Genomic DNA, 15,087 nt, shown 5'->3' on the forward strand with positions numbered 1-15,087 from the left:
TTTACAGTGAGGTTCATGAGTGGAAACCGATCGGTTTCCACTTTTGAAATCGCTGTTGAAATCGCTGTCGAGATCGCCGTGAGCGAGTCGGGAGAGCCCCATGACCACCATCGAAGGTTCCGTCGCCCTGGTCACCGGCGGCAGCCGGGGGATCGGCCGGGCACTGGTCGCCGCCCTGTACGAGCGCGGCGCCAAGAAGGTGTACGCCACCGCCCGCGACCCGCGCACCGTCACCCACCCCGAGGCCGTACCCCTGGCCCTGGAGGTCGGCGACCCGGCGTCCGTCGCGGCCGCCGCCGCCCAGGCCCAGGACGTCACCCTGCTGATCAACAACGCGGGCGCCGGCGTGAACGCCAACTTCCTGGACTCGCCCGTCGCGGACGTGCGCCGCGAGTTCGAGACGAACTTCTACGGACCACTCCTGGTCACCCGTGCCCTCGTCCCGGTCATCGAGCGCAACGGCGGCGGCCACATCCTCAACGTCCACTCCGTGCTGTCCTGGATCGGACTCGCGGGCTCCTACAGCGCCTCCAAGGCCGCCCTGTGGTCGCAGACCAACTCCCTGCGCCTGGACCTGAAGCCGCGCGGCATCGAGGTCACCGGCCTGCATGTCGGCTATGTCGACACCGACCTGACGGCGGGCATCGACGAGCCCAAGTCCACGCCCCAGAGTGTCGCCGCCCAGGCCCTCGACGGCATCGAGGCCGGGGCCTACGAGGTGCTGGCCGACGACATCTCCCGGCAGGTCAAGGCCGGTCTGTCCGCGGACCTCGCGGCGCTCTACCCGCAGCTCGCGGCCTGATCACACCGGCAGCAGCCGGGCCACGAGGTCGCTGAGCTGGCGGGCGTTGCGGCACTCGTGCATCTCGACCAGCTCGGCGTAGTCGGGCGCGGCGGAGTCGCCGGTGCCCCAGCTCGCGGTCTGCTCGGGGTTCAACCAGTAGACGCGGCGCGCCCGTTCGGCGATCTGCCGGACGGCCGCGAGGTTCGGGTCGCTCATGTTGGTGCGCGCGTCGCCGAGCACGAACACCGTGGTGCGCGGGCCGACCGCGGCGCCGTACCGCTCGGCGAACTCGCCCAGCGCCATGCCGTAGTCGCTGCTGCCGTGCCAGCCCGTGAGCGTGGCTTCCGCCTGGATGCGGGCGCCGAGCCCCTCCGGGTCGGCCCTGCCGTGCACCAGCAGGCCGGTCACCTCGTCGATGCGGTTGACGAAGGCGAACACCCGTACCTTGCTGAACTGGTCGTGCAGCGCCTGCACCAGCAGCATGGTGAAGTCCGAGAAGCCGGACACCGAGCCCGACACATCGCACAGCAGCACCAGTTCGGGCCGTACGGGCCGCCGTCTGCGCAGCACCGGCTTCATCGGCACCCCGCCCGTCGACAGCGAACCGCGCAGGGTCCGCCGTAGATCGATCGATCCGCGCGCGGCCCGGCGTCTGCGGGCCGCCAGCCGGGTCGCGAGCTTGCGGGCGAGCGGCTGAACCGCCCTGCGCAGTTCGGCGAGTTGGGCCTTTCCCGCGAACAGGAAGTCCACGCGGTCGGCGCTCGGCGCCACCGCCCGCCGGGCGATCTCGTCCCGGCCGCGCCGCTCCGCCACCCGGCGCCGCGCCTCCGCGGCCACCAGGCCCCGGAACGCCTCGATGCGCCGCCGGATCTCGTCCTCCAGCAGCCGGTCGGTGAACCCCGAACCGCCGCCCTGCGCACGCACGTTGTCGCGGACCCGGGCGAGCAGCGTCTGCGGGCGGAGGCGGTCGAGTGTCTGGTACGACGACCAGCCGTCCGACGCGGGGGAGGAGCCGTATCCGCCGAAGCCGTCGACCGCCTCCACCGCCAACCGGCCCATCATCGCCCGGTCGTTCGCGGCCAACGCCGACGCCAGCCGGTCGCGCAGGTCCTCCCGGCCGGCCGCCTCCTGCTCCGGCGCGCCGACACCGCGCGGGAAGTACAGGTCGAAGACCGGGTCGAACACCGGCCGTTGGGCCGTACCGTGCAGCAAGGTCGCCGCCAGGCCCTCGCGCAGAGTCTCCCGGTCCGTGAGCCCGAGCGCCGCCACCGCCTGCGCCGCGTCCACGGTCTCGCCGGTGCCGATCCGGATGCCGTGCGCGCGCAGCGCCGCGACCAGCGTCGTCAGTCGCTCGGCGACCCCGGCGGGAGCAGTCACAGGGCGTCCAGGTCGAGCTTGGCGGTGGCCTTCAGGACGTCGTCCTGGTGCTTGAGAAGTACGCCGAGACTGTCCCGTACGACGGTCTCGTCGAGGGAGTCGGCGCCGAGCGCGAGCAGCGTGCGCGCCCAGTCGATGGTTTCGGCGACCGACGGCAGCTTCCGCAGGTCCATGGCGCGCAGCGCGCCCACCACCCGTACCACCGAACGGGCCAGCGCCTCGTCCAGACCCGGCACCTTCAGCCGGACGATCCGGCGCTCCAACTCCTCGTCGGGGAAGCCGATATGGAGGAAGAGGCAGCGGCGGCGCAGTGCCTCGGACAGTTCGCGGCTGGCGTTGGAGGTGAGGACGACGAAGGGGCGGCGGGTCGCAGTGACGGTGCCGAGCTCGGGCACCGTCACCTGGAAGTCGCTCAGCACCTCCAGCAGCAGACCCTCCACCTCGACGTCCGCCTTGTCCGTCTCGTCGATCAGCAGCACCTTCGGGTCGTCGCCGCGGATCGCCGTGAGCAGCGGACGGGGGAGCAGGAACTCCTCGCTGAAGATGTCGGTGCGCGTCTCGTCCCACGTCTCGTCGCGGCCCGCGCTGATGCGCAGCAACTGCTTGGCGTGGTTCCACTCGTACAGCGCGCGGGACTCGTCCACGCCCTCGTAGCACTGCAGGCGGACCAGCCGGGCCCCGGCGACCTCGGCGACGGCCTTGGCGAGCTCCGTCTTGCCGACCCCGGCAGGGCCCTCGACCAGCAGTGGCTTGCCGAGGCGGTCGGCGAGGAAGACGGTCGTGGCGACCGCGGGCGAGGCGAGATAGCCGGTCTCGGCCAGTCGCGCGGCGACGTCGTCGACGGATGTGAACAACGGGGCCTCCAGGTCGGCGGCGATACAGCACGGTGGCGATACGCACCTATCTAAGCGCTTGTTCAGTGCTTGTGTCACGTGAAAAGCGGACAGGATACCGATCGGTTTCCGCCTGGGTGCGCGGCGCGGTAACCTCGCCGTATGGCTACCGACAAGGCGTCCACGAAGGACCGGCTCCTCGACGCGGCCGCCGAGCTCTTCTACCGCGACGGCGTCTCCATCGGCGTCGAGGCGCTGTGCCGCTCCGCCGGTGTCTCCAAGCGCTCGATGTACCAGCTCTTCGCGAGCAAGGACGAAGTCCTGGCCGCGAGCCTGGAGCGCCGGATCCCGGCGTACGAGGCCCTGCTGGTGCCCGCTGTCACGGACGCCGCAACACCCCGCGAGCGGATCCTGGGCCTCTTCGAGCGGCTGGAGCAGGGCTCCGTCGAGCCGGACTACCGCGGCTGCCCCTTTCTGGCCGCGCTGGTCGAGCTGAAGGACCCCGAGCACCCGGCGAGCACGGTCGCCCGCACGGTGAAGGAGCGCCTCCAGGCCTTCTTCCGTGAACAGGCCGAGCAGGGCGGCGCACGCGACCCGGAGCTGCTCGCCCGCCAGCTGATGCTGGTCTTCGACGGGGCGAGCGCCCGCGCCGGCGCCGGGATCGAGACGCTGGACGGGCTGACGACCGCCACGGTCACCGCCCTGCTCGACGCGTCCGGCACGAAATAGCCAGGGCGACCGCCCCCAGCCCCCCGCTCCGTCACGCCACCGCGACCGCCCCCACCGTCGGAGTCCGCAGCACCCGCCACGCCGTCACCAGGCTCGCGCCCAGCGTCGCCGCCGCGACGGCGGCCACCGCGGCCCCGATGCCGTAGAACCGGCCCGGCAGCACCCCGTCGGGGCGGACCACGGTGAACGGGACGACCCCCGCCGGCGCCGCCACCGCGCCGAACGCCACACCGGTCAGCGTCAGGATCAGCCCCTCGGCGCCCACCACACCGGACCGCCCGGCTGTGTCGTGTGTCCGACCTCGCCGCCCTCAACCAACAGGTCGACAACCGACGGCGGTTGGCGACCGACGTGGCCCGGACCTACCTCCAGGGCAAGGGCCTGCTGAAGTGACACGCCCGTGACAGCCGTCACGGTATTGGTGCGGCGCGCCGACTTCCCGACCGTCGTCCGCGGGGGTAGAGGTACTTCATGACGGTCGACGGGGGACGCCTCCACACCACGTGGTGGCAGGGACTACGCGAGTCGGTCGAGGGGGCGGACACCGATCTGCGCCCCGAGGGACTGACCCACATCGTGCCGGCCGGACTCGGCCCGGCCTACGTGAAGTTCGGGGACCTGTATCCCGAACAGCAGCTTCAGCTACAGCTGTTGTACGGCGCCTCGCAGCGCGCCTTCGAGCGCAACACCCGGGTCGCGGCGCGCGTCACCGTGCAGCGTGTCCTCGGCAACGCGCTGAGCGATCCACGGCTGGAGGACCTCAAGCCGAACGACCACCTGGTCGAGTACCTCGACGAGGAGATCGCCGACCTGCGCGGACGCCTCGCGCAGGACAGCGCGACCGCTGTGAGCCGCGGCCTCAACGTCGGTCTGACGCTGGGCTCCGCCGCCAGCCTGGTGCTGCTCGTCGTACCGCTGCTGTGGGGCGTCGGACTGCTCCAGGCCCTCGGGGTGACGCTCAACTGCACCAACCGCTGGCATCTGCTGGGCGCGTTCGTCTGCGGCGGGGTCGGCGCGTTCGGCGCGGTGCTCAGTGTGCTGGTCCGACTGCGGGGCAACGCCGAGCAGTTGACGAAGCGCCAGAACAGCGCCCGGGACGGCCTGATCGTGCCCGGCCAGATGGCCCGCAGCATGCGCCACGAGGGCGTGTACCGGGTGTTCGTCGGGTGGATCCTCGCGCTCGCGGTGTACTTCCTGCTCAGCGGCGGTCTCGTGCCCGTCTTCGAGGTACCGGCCACCGCGGCTGAGATCTGCCCGGGCGCCGGGAGCCCCGGATCGGCCGCCAAGGGTACGGAGTTCTGGGGATTCTGGTGCGCCATAGGATTCGTCGCCGGCTTCAACGAGCGGTGGGCGTTCGGCATCCTGGGACGCGAGTCGACCCGTAAGCCGAAGGGCGCCTGAGGCGCTGGCGCCGGAACGGAACCTCAGGCGTCCGCCACCGAGTCGAACCGCACCTGGTCCCGCGCCACGCCGAGCGAAGAAGCGTGCCCCTTCCAGCACGGCGACCCAAAGCCGGCGTCGTGCTGGAGCATCACCCCGAACGCCTGCTTCAGGGGCGCCCCGACCGGCACCCACGCATTGATCCGGTGCGCGTGATTGCCGACGACGCCGCCCGCCGCGAGATCTGCGCCACCGCGGGCGCCGGCTCGTCCAGCCGTGCCGTCGGCGGCTGCTTCAGATCGTCCGCCTCGCTTCAGCCCAAGGTCCGCGCCCACGAACTCCGCGATATACGGCGTCGCCGGCGTCCCGAGCATCGCCCCGGGCGTTCCACGCCCCGAAGGGCTCGTCCATCAGCAGCACCGGCGGATCGGTGGCCAGCGCCCGCGCCTTGGCCCGCTTCCAGCCGACCGGCGTCGGCACGGTCGCGGGGTTGTCGAGGACCGTGCGGTGCGGGAGATACCGCTTGCCGACCTGCTCGATCCGGATCATGTCCGCACGCTGTCGGCCCTGCCCGGGGCACCCTCCAGCGCCGACGAATGGCGGACTCCACCTCCGCGCTCGCCTGACCAGCGGCAGGTCGTGTGGTCGAACCGGTCCGGGGAACTCGGCCGCCATGGACGACCAGGCCCGCACCCGCACGTCGTACTGGATCGAGACGGCACCGCCCGGCGACCTCGCGCCCCCACCGGACGGTGACCTGACCGTCGAGGTCGCCGTCGTGGGTGCGGGCATCGCCGGGCTCTGCACGGCCTGGGAGCTGGCCCGGCGGGGCCAGGGCGTCGCCCTGCTGGAGGCGGACCGGGTCGCTATGGGCGTCACCGGGCACACCACGGCCAAGCTGAGCGCCCAGCACACTCTGATCTACGACCGGCTCCGCCGCACCCGCGGCCGGGACGGGGCGCGTCTGTACGCCGCCTCGCAGATGGACGCGATCCGGCACGCCGCCGAGACAGCGGACGCGCTCGGCGTCGACTGCGACTGGGAGGACACGGCGGCCTGCACCTACACCGAGGACGGCGACCGTACGGACGAACTGCGGGCCGAGGCCACCGCGGCCCGGGAGGCGGGCCTGCCGGCGCGGTACGTGACCGACACGGATCTGCCGTTCCCGGTCGCGGGCGCGGTCCGGGTCGAGGAGCAGGCACAGTTCCATCCCCGCAAGTACCTCCTCGCCCTGGCCGAGGACCTGCGCCGCCTGGGCGGTCGCGTGCACGAGCACACGCGCGTGGTCGCGCTCTCCGAGAGTGAACCCTGTGTGCTGACGACCGAGGACGGGGTGAAGGTGACCGCTCGGTCCGTCGTGGTCGCCACCCACTATCCGATCTTCGACCGGGCGTTGCTGTTCACCCGCCTCTCGCCGCGCCGCGAACTGGTGGTCACGGCGCCCATCGAGGCGACCGCCGCTCCGACCGGCATGTACATCACCCCCGAGCAGAACACCCGCTCCGTCCGCACCGCACCCTACGGGGCCGGCAGACGCCTGCTCATCGTCACCGGAGAACACTTCACCCCCGGCGCCGGCGGCGATGTCGAGGCACGCTTCGAGGCCCTGTCCGGATGGGCGGAGGAGCGCTTCGGCGACCTCGACTTCACCCACCGGTGGGCCGCGCAGGACAACGATCCCACCGACTCCGTACCGCTCGTCGGCCCCCTGCACCCGGCGAGCCGGCACGTCTATGTGGCCACCGGCTTCGGCGGCTGGGGACTCGCGAGCGGGATCATGGCGGGCCGCCTCCTGTGCGATCTGATCACCGGCCGCGAGAACGCGTGGAGCGGCCTGTACGACCCGTGCCGCGTGACGTCCGTGCTGCGCGAGGGGAAGGACTTCCTCAAGCATCAGACCGACGTGGCACGCCACTTCGTGGGCGACCGGCTCCAGCATCTGCCGGGCCCCTCGACCACGTCGGTGGAAGAGATCGCCCCCGGCGACGGCGCAGTCGTCCACATCTCCGGGAAGCGCTGCGCCGTCCACCGCGACGAGGAGGGGAAGCTGCACGCCGTCTCCGCGAAGTGCACGCACCTGGGCTGCCTCGTGGCGTTCAACCGCGCGGAACGGACATGGGAGTGCCCGTGCCACGGCTCCCGCTTCGACCCGGACGGCCATGTGGTGCAGGGGCCGGCGGTGCGGCCCCTCGAACCACGGGACATCTGAGACGACGGCCTCAGCCGACCAGGATCACCTCCAGGGTGCGCGGTCCGTGCACCCCCTCGACCCGGTCCAGTTCGATGTCGCTGGTCGCCGAGGGACCGGAGATCCAGGTCAACGGACGGGCCGGATCAAGGAGTTCGAGGGCCTGAGGGACGGACGAGACGACCTGGTCCGGCACTCGCACGACGCAGATGTGGTGGTCGGGGACGAGGGTGATGCGGCGACGGCCCTGGTCGGGCGAGCCGTCCAGCACGATCGTGCCGGTTTCGGCGACGGCCACCGCACACGCCGTCACCACACTGTCGAGCTGGTCCAGTTGGCGCGCGGAGCTCTCCGCCCGGTCCGGGACCCGCTCTACGTCGGCCGCCGCAAGCCACGCGGTCTCCAGCCCCGGCGGCACGAGCACCGTCTTCGCGCCCCGCGCGGCGAGCATCCCGGCGATCGTCGCCGGGAGGTCCCCGGCGGAACAACGGTGCACGATCGCCCGGTAGTCGGCGAGGTTCTCGGCGAGAAGATCGACCGTCTCCTCGACACTCCGCTCCCCGTGCTCGCGCAGATACTCCCTCAAGACCGCCTGTTCATACGGCGTGTCGTCCGGTCGTACGTCCGCCAGCGCGCGCCGTACTCGGCCCAGGATCCGTTCCCTGCTGCTCACTTGGCGCCGTCCTTTCCGCCGTGCGTCCGCTGCCACCAGTCCCGGAACGGCTCCGCGGGCACCGCGGGCAGATCCCGGGTGCCGCTCCACGCCTTGCCGGGCCCGGGCAGGCTGCGCGGATGCAGGCGCCGGGTGCGGGAAGCGAGCCGTTGGCCGGTGCGCAGGGCGGCCGGGCGTGCGAACGCCCAGCCCGCCGCCCGCATCGCCGCCCGCTCGGCCGCGTGCCCCTTGGCGGGCTTCAGTACGACCTTGTTGCCGCCCTGTATGACCTGCCCGCCCTGCACGACCCGCTCCCGCAGATGCACCAGCACCTCGGGGATGTCGATGGCGACCGGGCACACCTCGTAGCAGGCGCCGCACAGGGTGGAGGCGTACGGCAGGGAGGCGTCGATCTCGCTTGCGGTGCCCCTGAGTTGGGGGCTGAGGATGGCGCCGATCGGGCCCGGGTAGACCGAGCCGTACGCATGGCCGCCCGCCCGCTCGTACACCGGGCAGACGTTGAGGCAGGCCGAGCAACGGATACAGCGCAGGGCCTGGCGGCCGACCTCGTCGGCGAGGGTGTCGGTGCGGCCGTTGTCGAGGAGGACGAGGTGGAAGTCGCGCGGTCCGTCCTCGTCCGTCGTACCGGTCCATGTCGAGGTGTACGGGTTCATGCGCTCGGCCGTGGAGGAGCGGGGGAGGGTCTGGAGGAACACCTCCAGGTCCTGCCAGGTCGGCACGACCTTCTCGATGCCGACGACCGAGATCAGCGTCTCGGGCAGGGTCAGGCACATCCGGCCGTTGCCCTCGGACTCCACGACCACCAGGGTGCCGGTCTCGGCGACCATGAAGTTGGCGCCCGAGACACCGACCTTGGCGCGCAGGAACTTCTCCCGCAGGTGCAGACGCGCGGCCTCGGCGAGTTCGGCGGGTGTGTCGGTGAGGCCGTCGGGGGCCGGGCGGCCCCACTCACTCATCTCGCGGGCGAAGATGTCCCGGATCTCGCCGCGGTTGCGGTGGATCGCGGGGACGAGGATGTGCGAGGGCCGGTCCTTGCCCAACTGCACGATCAGTTCGGCGAGATCGGTCTCGTAGGCGCGGATGCCCTCGGCCTCCAGGGCTTCGTTGAGCCCGATCTCCTGTGTGGCCATCGACTTGACCTTGACGACCTCCGACTCCCCGGTCTCCTTGACCAGTTCGGCGACGATCCGGTTGGCTTCGTCGGCGTCGGCGGCCCAGTGCACGGTGCCGCCGGCCGCGGTCACCGACTCCTCCAACTGCACCAGATAGCCGTCAAGATGACGGAGCGTATGGTCCTTGATCCGTGCTCCCGCGTCCCGCAGCGCCGCCCAGTCCGACACCTCGGCCACGGCCGTCGCCCGCTTGCCGCGGATGGTGTGTGTGGCATGGCGCAGATTGCCGCGCAGGGTCTGGTCATGGACGGCCTCGTGCGCGGCCTTGGGAAAGGCCGGCATTCCTACGAACGTCCCGCTCATACGGCCGGTTCCTCCTCCGTGCTGGCCAGGATCTCGGCGATGTGGACGGGCCGCATCCCGGTCCTGAGCCGGGCCATGGTGCCGCCGATGTGCATCAGACAGGAGTTGTCGGCCGCGCACAGCACCTCGGCGCCCGTCGACTCGGCGTTGCGCACCTTGTCCGCGCCCATCGCCGCCGAGACATCGGAGTTCTTCACGGCGAAGGTGCCGCCGAAGCCGCAGCACTCGTCGGCGCCCGGCAGCTCGACCAGCTCGATCCCCTTCACCGCCTGGAGCAGCCGTTGGGGCCGGTCGGCCAGGCCGAGGCCGCGCAGCCCGTGACAGGCCGGGTGGTAGGTCACCTTGTGCGGGTAGTACGCCCCGACGTCCGTCACCCCCAGCACATCCACCAGGAACTCCGTCAGCTCGTACGTCTTCGGCACCACGGGTGCGAGGGTCGCGGCGAGCGTGTCCCCGCGCCCCTCCGCCCGGGCCCGCTCGCCCATCCGCGGATACAGCTCCCGCACCATCGCCCCGCACGACCCGGAGGGCGTGACGATGGCCTCGTACTCCCCGAAGACATCGGAGAAATGCCGGGCCAGCGGCTCCGCCCCATGCCGGTATCCGGTGTTGTAGTGCGCCTGCCCGCAGCAGGTCTGCGCCATCGGGAAGTCGACTTCGACACCCAGCCTGGTCAGCAGCTTCACCACGGCGCGCCCGGTGTCCGGATAGAGCGTGTCGTTGACACAGGTCAGGAACAGAGCGACACGCATCGCGGCTCCTTGTCGTCGATCATCGGATGAGTGAAGGGTAGTGCGGGGCCGCGGCCCGGGGGAGACCTCGCTCACCCCCCGGCGAGCCGGGCCTCGGCCTCCCGCCATCGTTCGGCGTCGCCCCGTGGCTCGTACCGCGTCAACGGCTGGGTACGGGTGAGCAGTTGCCGCCCGTCCGCGAGGTCCCGGACGAGCCCGTGCGGCCGGGCCTGGACCAGGACGTTGCCGAGGGCCGCCGCCTCCGTCGGGCCCGCCACCACCGGCAGCCCGCAGGCGTCGGCGGTGAGCTGGCACAGCAGGGCGTTGCGGGTGCCGCCCCCGACGACGTACACGACGTCGACCGGCCGGTCGGCCAGGCGCTGGGCGTCCGCGACGGCCCTGCGGTGGGCGAGGGCCAGCGAGTCGAGGATGCAGCGGGTGACCTCGGCGGGCGACTCGGGCACCGGCTGCCCGGACCGCCGGCAGGCCTCGGCGATCCGCTCCGGCATCCGCCCCGGCGCGAGGAACGCGGCGTCGCCCGCGTCCACGACCGACCGCAGCGCCGGCGCCTTGGACGCCTGGAGCAGCAGACCGCCGAGATCCGGGTCGCCCCAGGCGCGCAGGCACTCCTGGAGCAGCCACAGGCCCATGATGTTGCGCAGATACCGGACCGTGCCGTCCAGCCCCAGCTCATTGGTGAAGTTGGCGGCCCGGCTCTCCTCGGTCAGCACCGGCGCGTCCAGCTCCAGACCGGCCAGTGACCAGGTCCCCGTGCAGATGTACGCGAACCGCTCACCGGCGCCGGCCGGGACCGCGGCCACCGCGGAGGCGGTGTCGTGCGAACCGACGGCCGTCACCGGCACGGGTCCGGTGAACCCGGTCTCCTCCAGCACCTCGGGCCGCAGCAGCCCGGCCGGATCGCCGGGTTGCCGCAGGGGTGCGAACAACTCCAGGTCGATGCCGAGCCGTTGGGCGATGCCGTACGACCAGTCACGGGTCCGGGGATCGACGAGCTGGGTGGTCGAGGCGTTGGTCAGCTCGGTGCCCTGCTCGCCGGTGAGCCAGTAGGTGAGCAGGTCCGGGATGAGCAACAGGCGCTGGGCATGGGCCAGTTGCTCGCTCTCACGCGCGGCCGTGAGCTGATACAGGGTGTTGAAGGGCGCGTACTGCAGCCCCGTGGCCGCGTAGAGCTCGGCGGCCGGCACGCTCGCCCACACCTTCTCCGCGACCCCTTCCGTACGGGCGTCGCGGTAGTGCACGGGATTGCCGAGGAGTGCCCCGTCCGCGTCCAGCAGGCCGTAGTCCACGGCCCAGCTGTCGATGCCGACGGAGTCGACCTGCCCGGCCGCCCTGAGCCCGTCCAGGACCCCCGCGTGCAACCGGAGAATGTCCCAGCGCAGCCCCTCCGGGACCCGCACCGGCCGGTTCGCGAAGCGGTGCGCCTCGGTCAGCTCCAGGCTGTCGGGCCCGACGCGGCCGACCATGACCCGTCCGCTGGACGCGCCGAGGTCGACCGCGGCGTAGGACTTCACGGCCGTCACCGGAGGAACGCGGCCGCCACACCCGCGTCGACGGGGACGTGCAGCCCGGTGGTGTGCGTCAGCTCCCCGCCGGTCAGCGCGAAGACGGCATTGGCGACATGCTCGGGCAGCACCTCCCGCTTGAGGATGGTGCGCTGGGCGTAGAACTCACCCAACTTCTCCTCCTCGACCCCGTACACGGCCGCCCGCTGGGCGCCCCACCCGCCGGCGAAGATCCCCGAACCGCGCACCACGCCGTCCGGGTTGACACCGTTGACGCGGATGCCGTGCTCACCCAACTCGGCGGCGAGCAGCCGCACTTGGTGGGCCTGGTCGGCCTTGGTGGCGGAGTAGGCGATGTTGTTCGGGCCGGCGAAGACGGCGTTCTTGGAGGCGATGTAGACGATGTCACCGCCCAGTTCCTGCGCGATCATCACCCGGGCCGCCTCCCGCGACACGAGGAAGGAACCGCGGGCCATGATGTCGTGCTGGAGGTCCCAGTCCTTGGCCGAGGTCTCCAGCAGCGGCTTGGAGATGGAGATCCCTGCGTTGTTCACGACGAGGTCGACCCCGCCGAAGGCGAGCACGGCGGCCTTGAAGGCGCCGGCGATCTGCTCCTCGTCCGTCACGTCGACGGTCACGGCGACGGCCTTGTCGGCACCGCCCAGTTCTTCCGCGACGGCGGCGGCGTTCGCGCCGTTGAGATCGGCGACGACGACACACGCGCCCTCGGCCACCAGCCGCTGGGCGATGGCCTTCCCGATCCCGCTGCCGGCGCCGGTCACCAGGGCGACCCGGGTGGCGAGCGGCTTGGGCTTCGGCATCCGCTGGAGCTTGGCCTCCTCAAGGGCCCAGTACTCGATACGGAACTTCTCGGACTCCTCGATGGGCGCGTACGTCGAAACGGCCTCGGCGCCCCGCATCACATTGATGGCGTTGACATAGAACTCACCCGCGACCCGGGCGGTCTGCTTGTCCTTGCCGAAGGAGAACATGCCCACACCGGGAATCAGCACGATCGCGGGGTCGGCGCCGCGCATGGCCGGGGAGTCGGGCAGAGCGTGCCGCTGGTAGTAGGCGGCGTACTCCTCGCGGTAGGCGGCGTGCAGCTCCTTCAGCCGTGCGATGGCCTCGTCGAGCGGAGCGGTCGGGGGCAGATCGAGGACGAGCGGCCGGACCTTGGTGCGCAGGAAGTGGTCCGGGCAGGAGGTGCCGAGCGCGGCGAGCCTCGGGTGCTCGGCGCGGGCGAGGAAGTCGAGGACCACGTCGGAGTCGGTGAAGTGTCCGACCTGAGCCTTGTCCTGAGAGGCCAGGGCCCGGACGTACGGCGCGAGAGCCGCGGCCCGCTCCCCGCGCTCGCCTTCGCCGAGAGCCTCGTACCCCTCGATGACGGGCCCGAAGGGCTCCGCCTTCCCCCTCTCCGCCAGGAAGGCCTCGGCGGTCCGGATAATGTGCAGCGAGTTGCGCTTGCACTCCTCGGAGGTGTCGCCCCAGGCGGTGATGCCGTGGCCGCCGAGCACACACCCGATGGCCTGCGGATTGGCCTTCTTCACCGCGGCGATGTCGAGCCCGAGCTGGAACCCGGGCCGCCGCCAGGGCACCCACACGACGGTGTCACCGAAGCACTCGGCGGTCAGCTTCTCCCCGTCGGCGGCACAAGCGAGCGCGATACCGGAGTCCGGGTGCAGATGATCGACATGAGCGGCCTCGACGAGCCCGTGCATGGCGGTGTCGATGGAAGGAGCGGCCCCGCCCTTGCCGTGCAGGCAGTAGTCGAAGGCGGCGACCATCTCGTCCTCGCGCTCCACACCGGGATACACATCGACGAGCGCCCGCATCCGATCCAGCCGCAGCACAGCCAGCCCGGCCTCGGTGAGGGTCCCGAGATCGCCCCCGGACCCCTTGACCCACATCAGCTCGACATCACCCCCGGTGACGGGGTCGGTGTCGATACCTTTCGCGGACGCGTTGCCGCCGGCGTAGTTGGTGTTACGGGGATCGGAGCCGAGCCGATGGGAACGAGCGAGGAGGGCGGCGGCTTCGGGATGGGTGGACATGGAGCTTCCTTACTTTTCGAAAGAGGGGTGAGTGCACTTCCCTGGGGGCGCGGGGCTGTGCTGAATTTGCGGCTACCGCCGCGCGGGCTCGACCAGCCACGACGGACCGGTAGCCCGCGACGAACAGAAACCGGGCAGACGCTTACGCCCCCCATCCCGCCTGCTGCCCACCAACCCGCTCAGCCACGATCTTCTCGGCCCACCCGGACCGGGCATACGCAGCGAGCGGCTCGGGGTCCAGCCCCATCTCCTCGCGCACCTCACGAAGAAGCGGCCGCACATCCGTGTTGTACGCGTCCATGACCACGGCATTCGCACCGAGGACGTCACCGGAAGCCTGCGCCTCGGCAAGAGAGACGCGGTCCACGAGGAGCGCCTTCGCCGTGGCCTCCTGCACGTTCATCACGGACCGGATGATCGCCGGGATCTTCGCCTCGATGTTGTGGCACTGGTCGAGCATGAACGCGACCTCGGAGGTGAACCCCCCACCCCGGACCACCTCGTACATGATCCGGAACAACTGGAACGGATCCGCGGCCCCGACCATGAGGTCGTCGTCGGCGTAGAACCGAGAGTTGAAGTCGAACCCGCCGAGCTTCCCCTCCCGCAGCAGCGTGGCGACGATGAACTCGATGTTGGTACCCGGCGCGTGATGCCCGGTGTCGACAACGACCTGCGCCTTCTCCCCGAGCTTCAGACAGTGGGCGTAGGCGGTACCCCAGTCCGGCACATCGGTCGTGTAGAACGCCGGCTCGAAGAACTTGTACTCCAGCAGCATCCGCTGCCCGTCCCCGAGCCGCTCGTACACCTCGGCCAGTCCTTCGGCCAGCCGGTTCTGCCGCCCGCGGATGTCGTCCTGCCCGGGATAGTTCGTCCCGTCGGCGAACCACAGCTTCAGATCGGTCGACCCGGTGGCGTCCATGATGTCGACGCACTCCAGCAGATGGTCGACGGCCTTGCGCCGCACCGCGGCGTGGGGGTGGCAGATGCTGCCCAGCATGTAGTCGTCGTCCTGGAAGGTGTTGGAGTTGATGGCGCCCAGCCGGACACCTCGCTCCTCGGCGAACTTCGCCAGCGCGGCATAGTCCTGCACCTTGTCCCAGGGGATGTGCAGGGCGACGGTCGGCGCGACGCCGGTCACCGCGTGCACCTGCGCCGCGTCCTCCAGCTTCTCCTGCGGCGTCCGTGGCACGCCCTGCTGGGCGAACACCTTGAACCGGGTCCCCGAGTTCCCGTACGCCCACGACGGTGTCTCGACGGCCTGGGTCTTGAGCGCGGCCTTCACCGCGGCGAGCTCGGTCACTTCGGGCTCCTGTGACGTCGGTTCGGAAAGTCTT

12 protein-coding genes and 2 pseudogenes are annotated in these 15,087 nt (G+C 71.1%); 4 read left to right on the forward strand and 10 right to left on the reverse strand.

Features of this window, described 5'->3' with window-relative positions; genetic code table 11:
* Nucleotides 1-100 precede the first annotated feature (100 nt).
* Nucleotides 101-802 carry an SDR family oxidoreductase gene (locus tag H4N64_RS11940; protein WP_186282222.1) on the forward strand — a complete coding sequence of 234 codons (702 nt, stop codon included), beginning with the start codon at nt 101-103 and terminating at the stop codon, nt 800-802.
* On the opposite strand, the gene H4N64_RS11945 is transcribed toward H4N64_RS11940, so the two are convergent.
* Nucleotides 803-2,161: a VWA domain-containing protein gene (locus H4N64_RS11945; RefSeq protein ID WP_186282223.1), complete on the reverse strand. Its 1,359-nt coding sequence runs from the start codon at nt 2,159-2,161 to the stop codon at nt 803-805.
* Entirely contained in the window at nt 2,158-3,015 is an 858-nt protein-coding gene (locus H4N64_RS11950; RefSeq protein WP_186282224.1) for an AAA family ATPase, read from the reverse strand. The genes H4N64_RS11945 and H4N64_RS11950 overlap by 4 nt, the downstream gene beginning before the upstream one ends.
* A 141-nt stretch (nt 3,016-3,156) precedes the next feature.
* On the opposite strand from H4N64_RS11950, the gene H4N64_RS11955 reads away from it, so the two are divergent.
* The gene (locus tag H4N64_RS11955) at nt 3,157-3,723 is read left to right on the forward strand and encodes a TetR/AcrR family transcriptional regulator (RefSeq protein ID WP_186282225.1); all 567 of its coding nucleotides are present in this window, start codon (nt 3,157-3,159) and stop codon (nt 3,721-3,723) included.
* 31 nt (nt 3,724-3,754) lie between these two features.
* Here the strand turns inward: H4N64_RS11955 and H4N64_RS11960 are convergent.
* Nucleotides 3,755-3,994: pseudogene (locus H4N64_RS11960) on the reverse strand (ABC transporter permease); the annotation flags it as partial.
* Between the two features lie 200 nt (nt 3,995-4,194).
* Between H4N64_RS11960 and H4N64_RS11970 the strand changes: the two are divergent.
* Nucleotides 4,195-5,124 (forward strand): hypothetical protein, encoded by a 930-nt coding sequence (locus H4N64_RS11970; RefSeq protein WP_186282226.1) that lies wholly within the window; start codon nt 4,195-4,197, stop codon nt 5,122-5,124.
* A 23-nt stretch (nt 5,125-5,147) separates the two neighbouring features.
* Here H4N64_RS11970 and H4N64_RS11975 read toward each other — a convergent pair.
* A pseudogene (locus H4N64_RS11975) lies at nt 5,148-5,679 on the reverse strand (ATP-binding cassette domain-containing protein); the annotation flags it as partial.
* Nucleotides 5,680-5,776: 97 nt separating this feature from the next.
* Here H4N64_RS11975 and H4N64_RS11980 point away from each other — a divergent pair.
* Nucleotides 5,777-7,315, forward strand: a complete 1,539-nt coding sequence (locus H4N64_RS11980; protein ID WP_186282227.1) for an FAD-dependent oxidoreductase — start codon at nt 5,777-5,779, stop codon at nt 7,313-7,315.
* A gap of 10 nt (nt 7,316-7,325) precedes the next feature.
* Here the strand turns inward: H4N64_RS11980 and H4N64_RS11985 are convergent, their stop codons facing one another.
* From H4N64_RS11985 to rhaI, 6 genes are all read right to left on the reverse strand, one after another.
* Nucleotides 7,326-7,967 (reverse strand): LUD domain-containing protein, encoded by a 642-nt coding sequence (locus tag H4N64_RS11985; protein ID WP_186282228.1) that lies wholly within the window; start codon nt 7,965-7,967, stop codon nt 7,326-7,328.
* Nucleotides 7,964-9,442 (reverse strand): LutB/LldF family L-lactate oxidation iron-sulfur protein, encoded by a 1,479-nt coding sequence (locus tag H4N64_RS11990; RefSeq protein WP_186282229.1) that lies wholly within the window; start codon nt 9,440-9,442, stop codon nt 7,964-7,966. The genes H4N64_RS11985 and H4N64_RS11990 overlap by 4 nt, the downstream gene beginning before the upstream one ends.
* Nucleotides 9,439-10,194 carry a (Fe-S)-binding protein gene (locus tag H4N64_RS11995; RefSeq protein ID WP_186282230.1) on the reverse strand — a complete coding sequence of 252 codons (756 nt, stop codon included), beginning with the start codon at nt 10,192-10,194 and terminating at the stop codon, nt 9,439-9,441. Before H4N64_RS11995 ends, H4N64_RS11990 begins: the two co-directional genes overlap by 4 nt.
* 71 nt (nt 10,195-10,265) lie before the next feature.
* Entirely contained in the window at nt 10,266-11,705 is a 1,440-nt protein-coding gene (locus tag H4N64_RS12000) for an FGGY-family carbohydrate kinase (RefSeq protein ID WP_186282231.1), read from the reverse strand.
* Nucleotides 11,706-11,710: 5 nt separating this feature from the next.
* Complete coding sequence (locus H4N64_RS12005; protein WP_186282232.1) at nt 11,711-13,750, reverse strand: bifunctional aldolase/short-chain dehydrogenase; 2,040 nt, start codon at nt 13,748-13,750, stop codon at nt 11,711-11,713.
* A 142-nt stretch (nt 13,751-13,892) separates the two neighbouring features.
* Nucleotides 13,893-15,053 carry an L-rhamnose isomerase gene (gene rhaI / locus H4N64_RS12010; protein WP_186282233.1) on the reverse strand — a complete coding sequence of 387 codons (1,161 nt, stop codon included), beginning with the start codon at nt 15,051-15,053 and terminating at the stop codon, nt 13,893-13,895.
* Nucleotides 15,054-15,087: the final 34 nt, after the last annotated feature.

Origin of the sequence: Streptomyces cupreus, assembly GCF_014257025.1 — a bacterium.
Classification (GTDB): domain Bacteria; phylum Actinomycetota; class Actinomycetes; order Streptomycetales; family Streptomycetaceae; genus Streptomyces; species Streptomyces cupreus.

Coding starts and splice junctions, on each gene's coding strand:
- H4N64_RS11940 (WP_186282222.1), top strand. CDS start 101: ATGACCACCATCGAAGGTTCCGTCGCCCTGGTCACCGGCGGCAGCCGG.
- H4N64_RS11955 (WP_186282225.1), top strand. CDS start 3,157: ATGGCTACCGACAAGGCGTCCACGAAGGACCGGCTCCTCGACGCGGCC.
- H4N64_RS11970 (WP_186282226.1), top strand. CDS start 4,195: ATGACGGTCGACGGGGGACGCCTCCACACCACGTGGTGGCAGGGACTA.
- H4N64_RS11980 (WP_186282227.1), top strand. CDS start 5,777: ATGGACGACCAGGCCCGCACCCGCACGTCGTACTGGATCGAGACGGCA.
- H4N64_RS11990 (WP_186282229.1), bottom strand. CDS start 9,442: ATGAGCGGGACGTTCGTAGGAATGCCGGCCTTTCCCAAGGCCGCGCAC.
- H4N64_RS11995 (WP_186282230.1), bottom strand. CDS start 10,194: ATGCGTGTCGCTCTGTTCCTGACCTGTGTCAACGACACGCTCTATCCG.
- H4N64_RS12005 (WP_186282232.1), bottom strand. CDS start 13,750: ATGTCCACCCATCCCGAAGCCGCCGCCCTCCTCGCTCGTTCCCATCGG.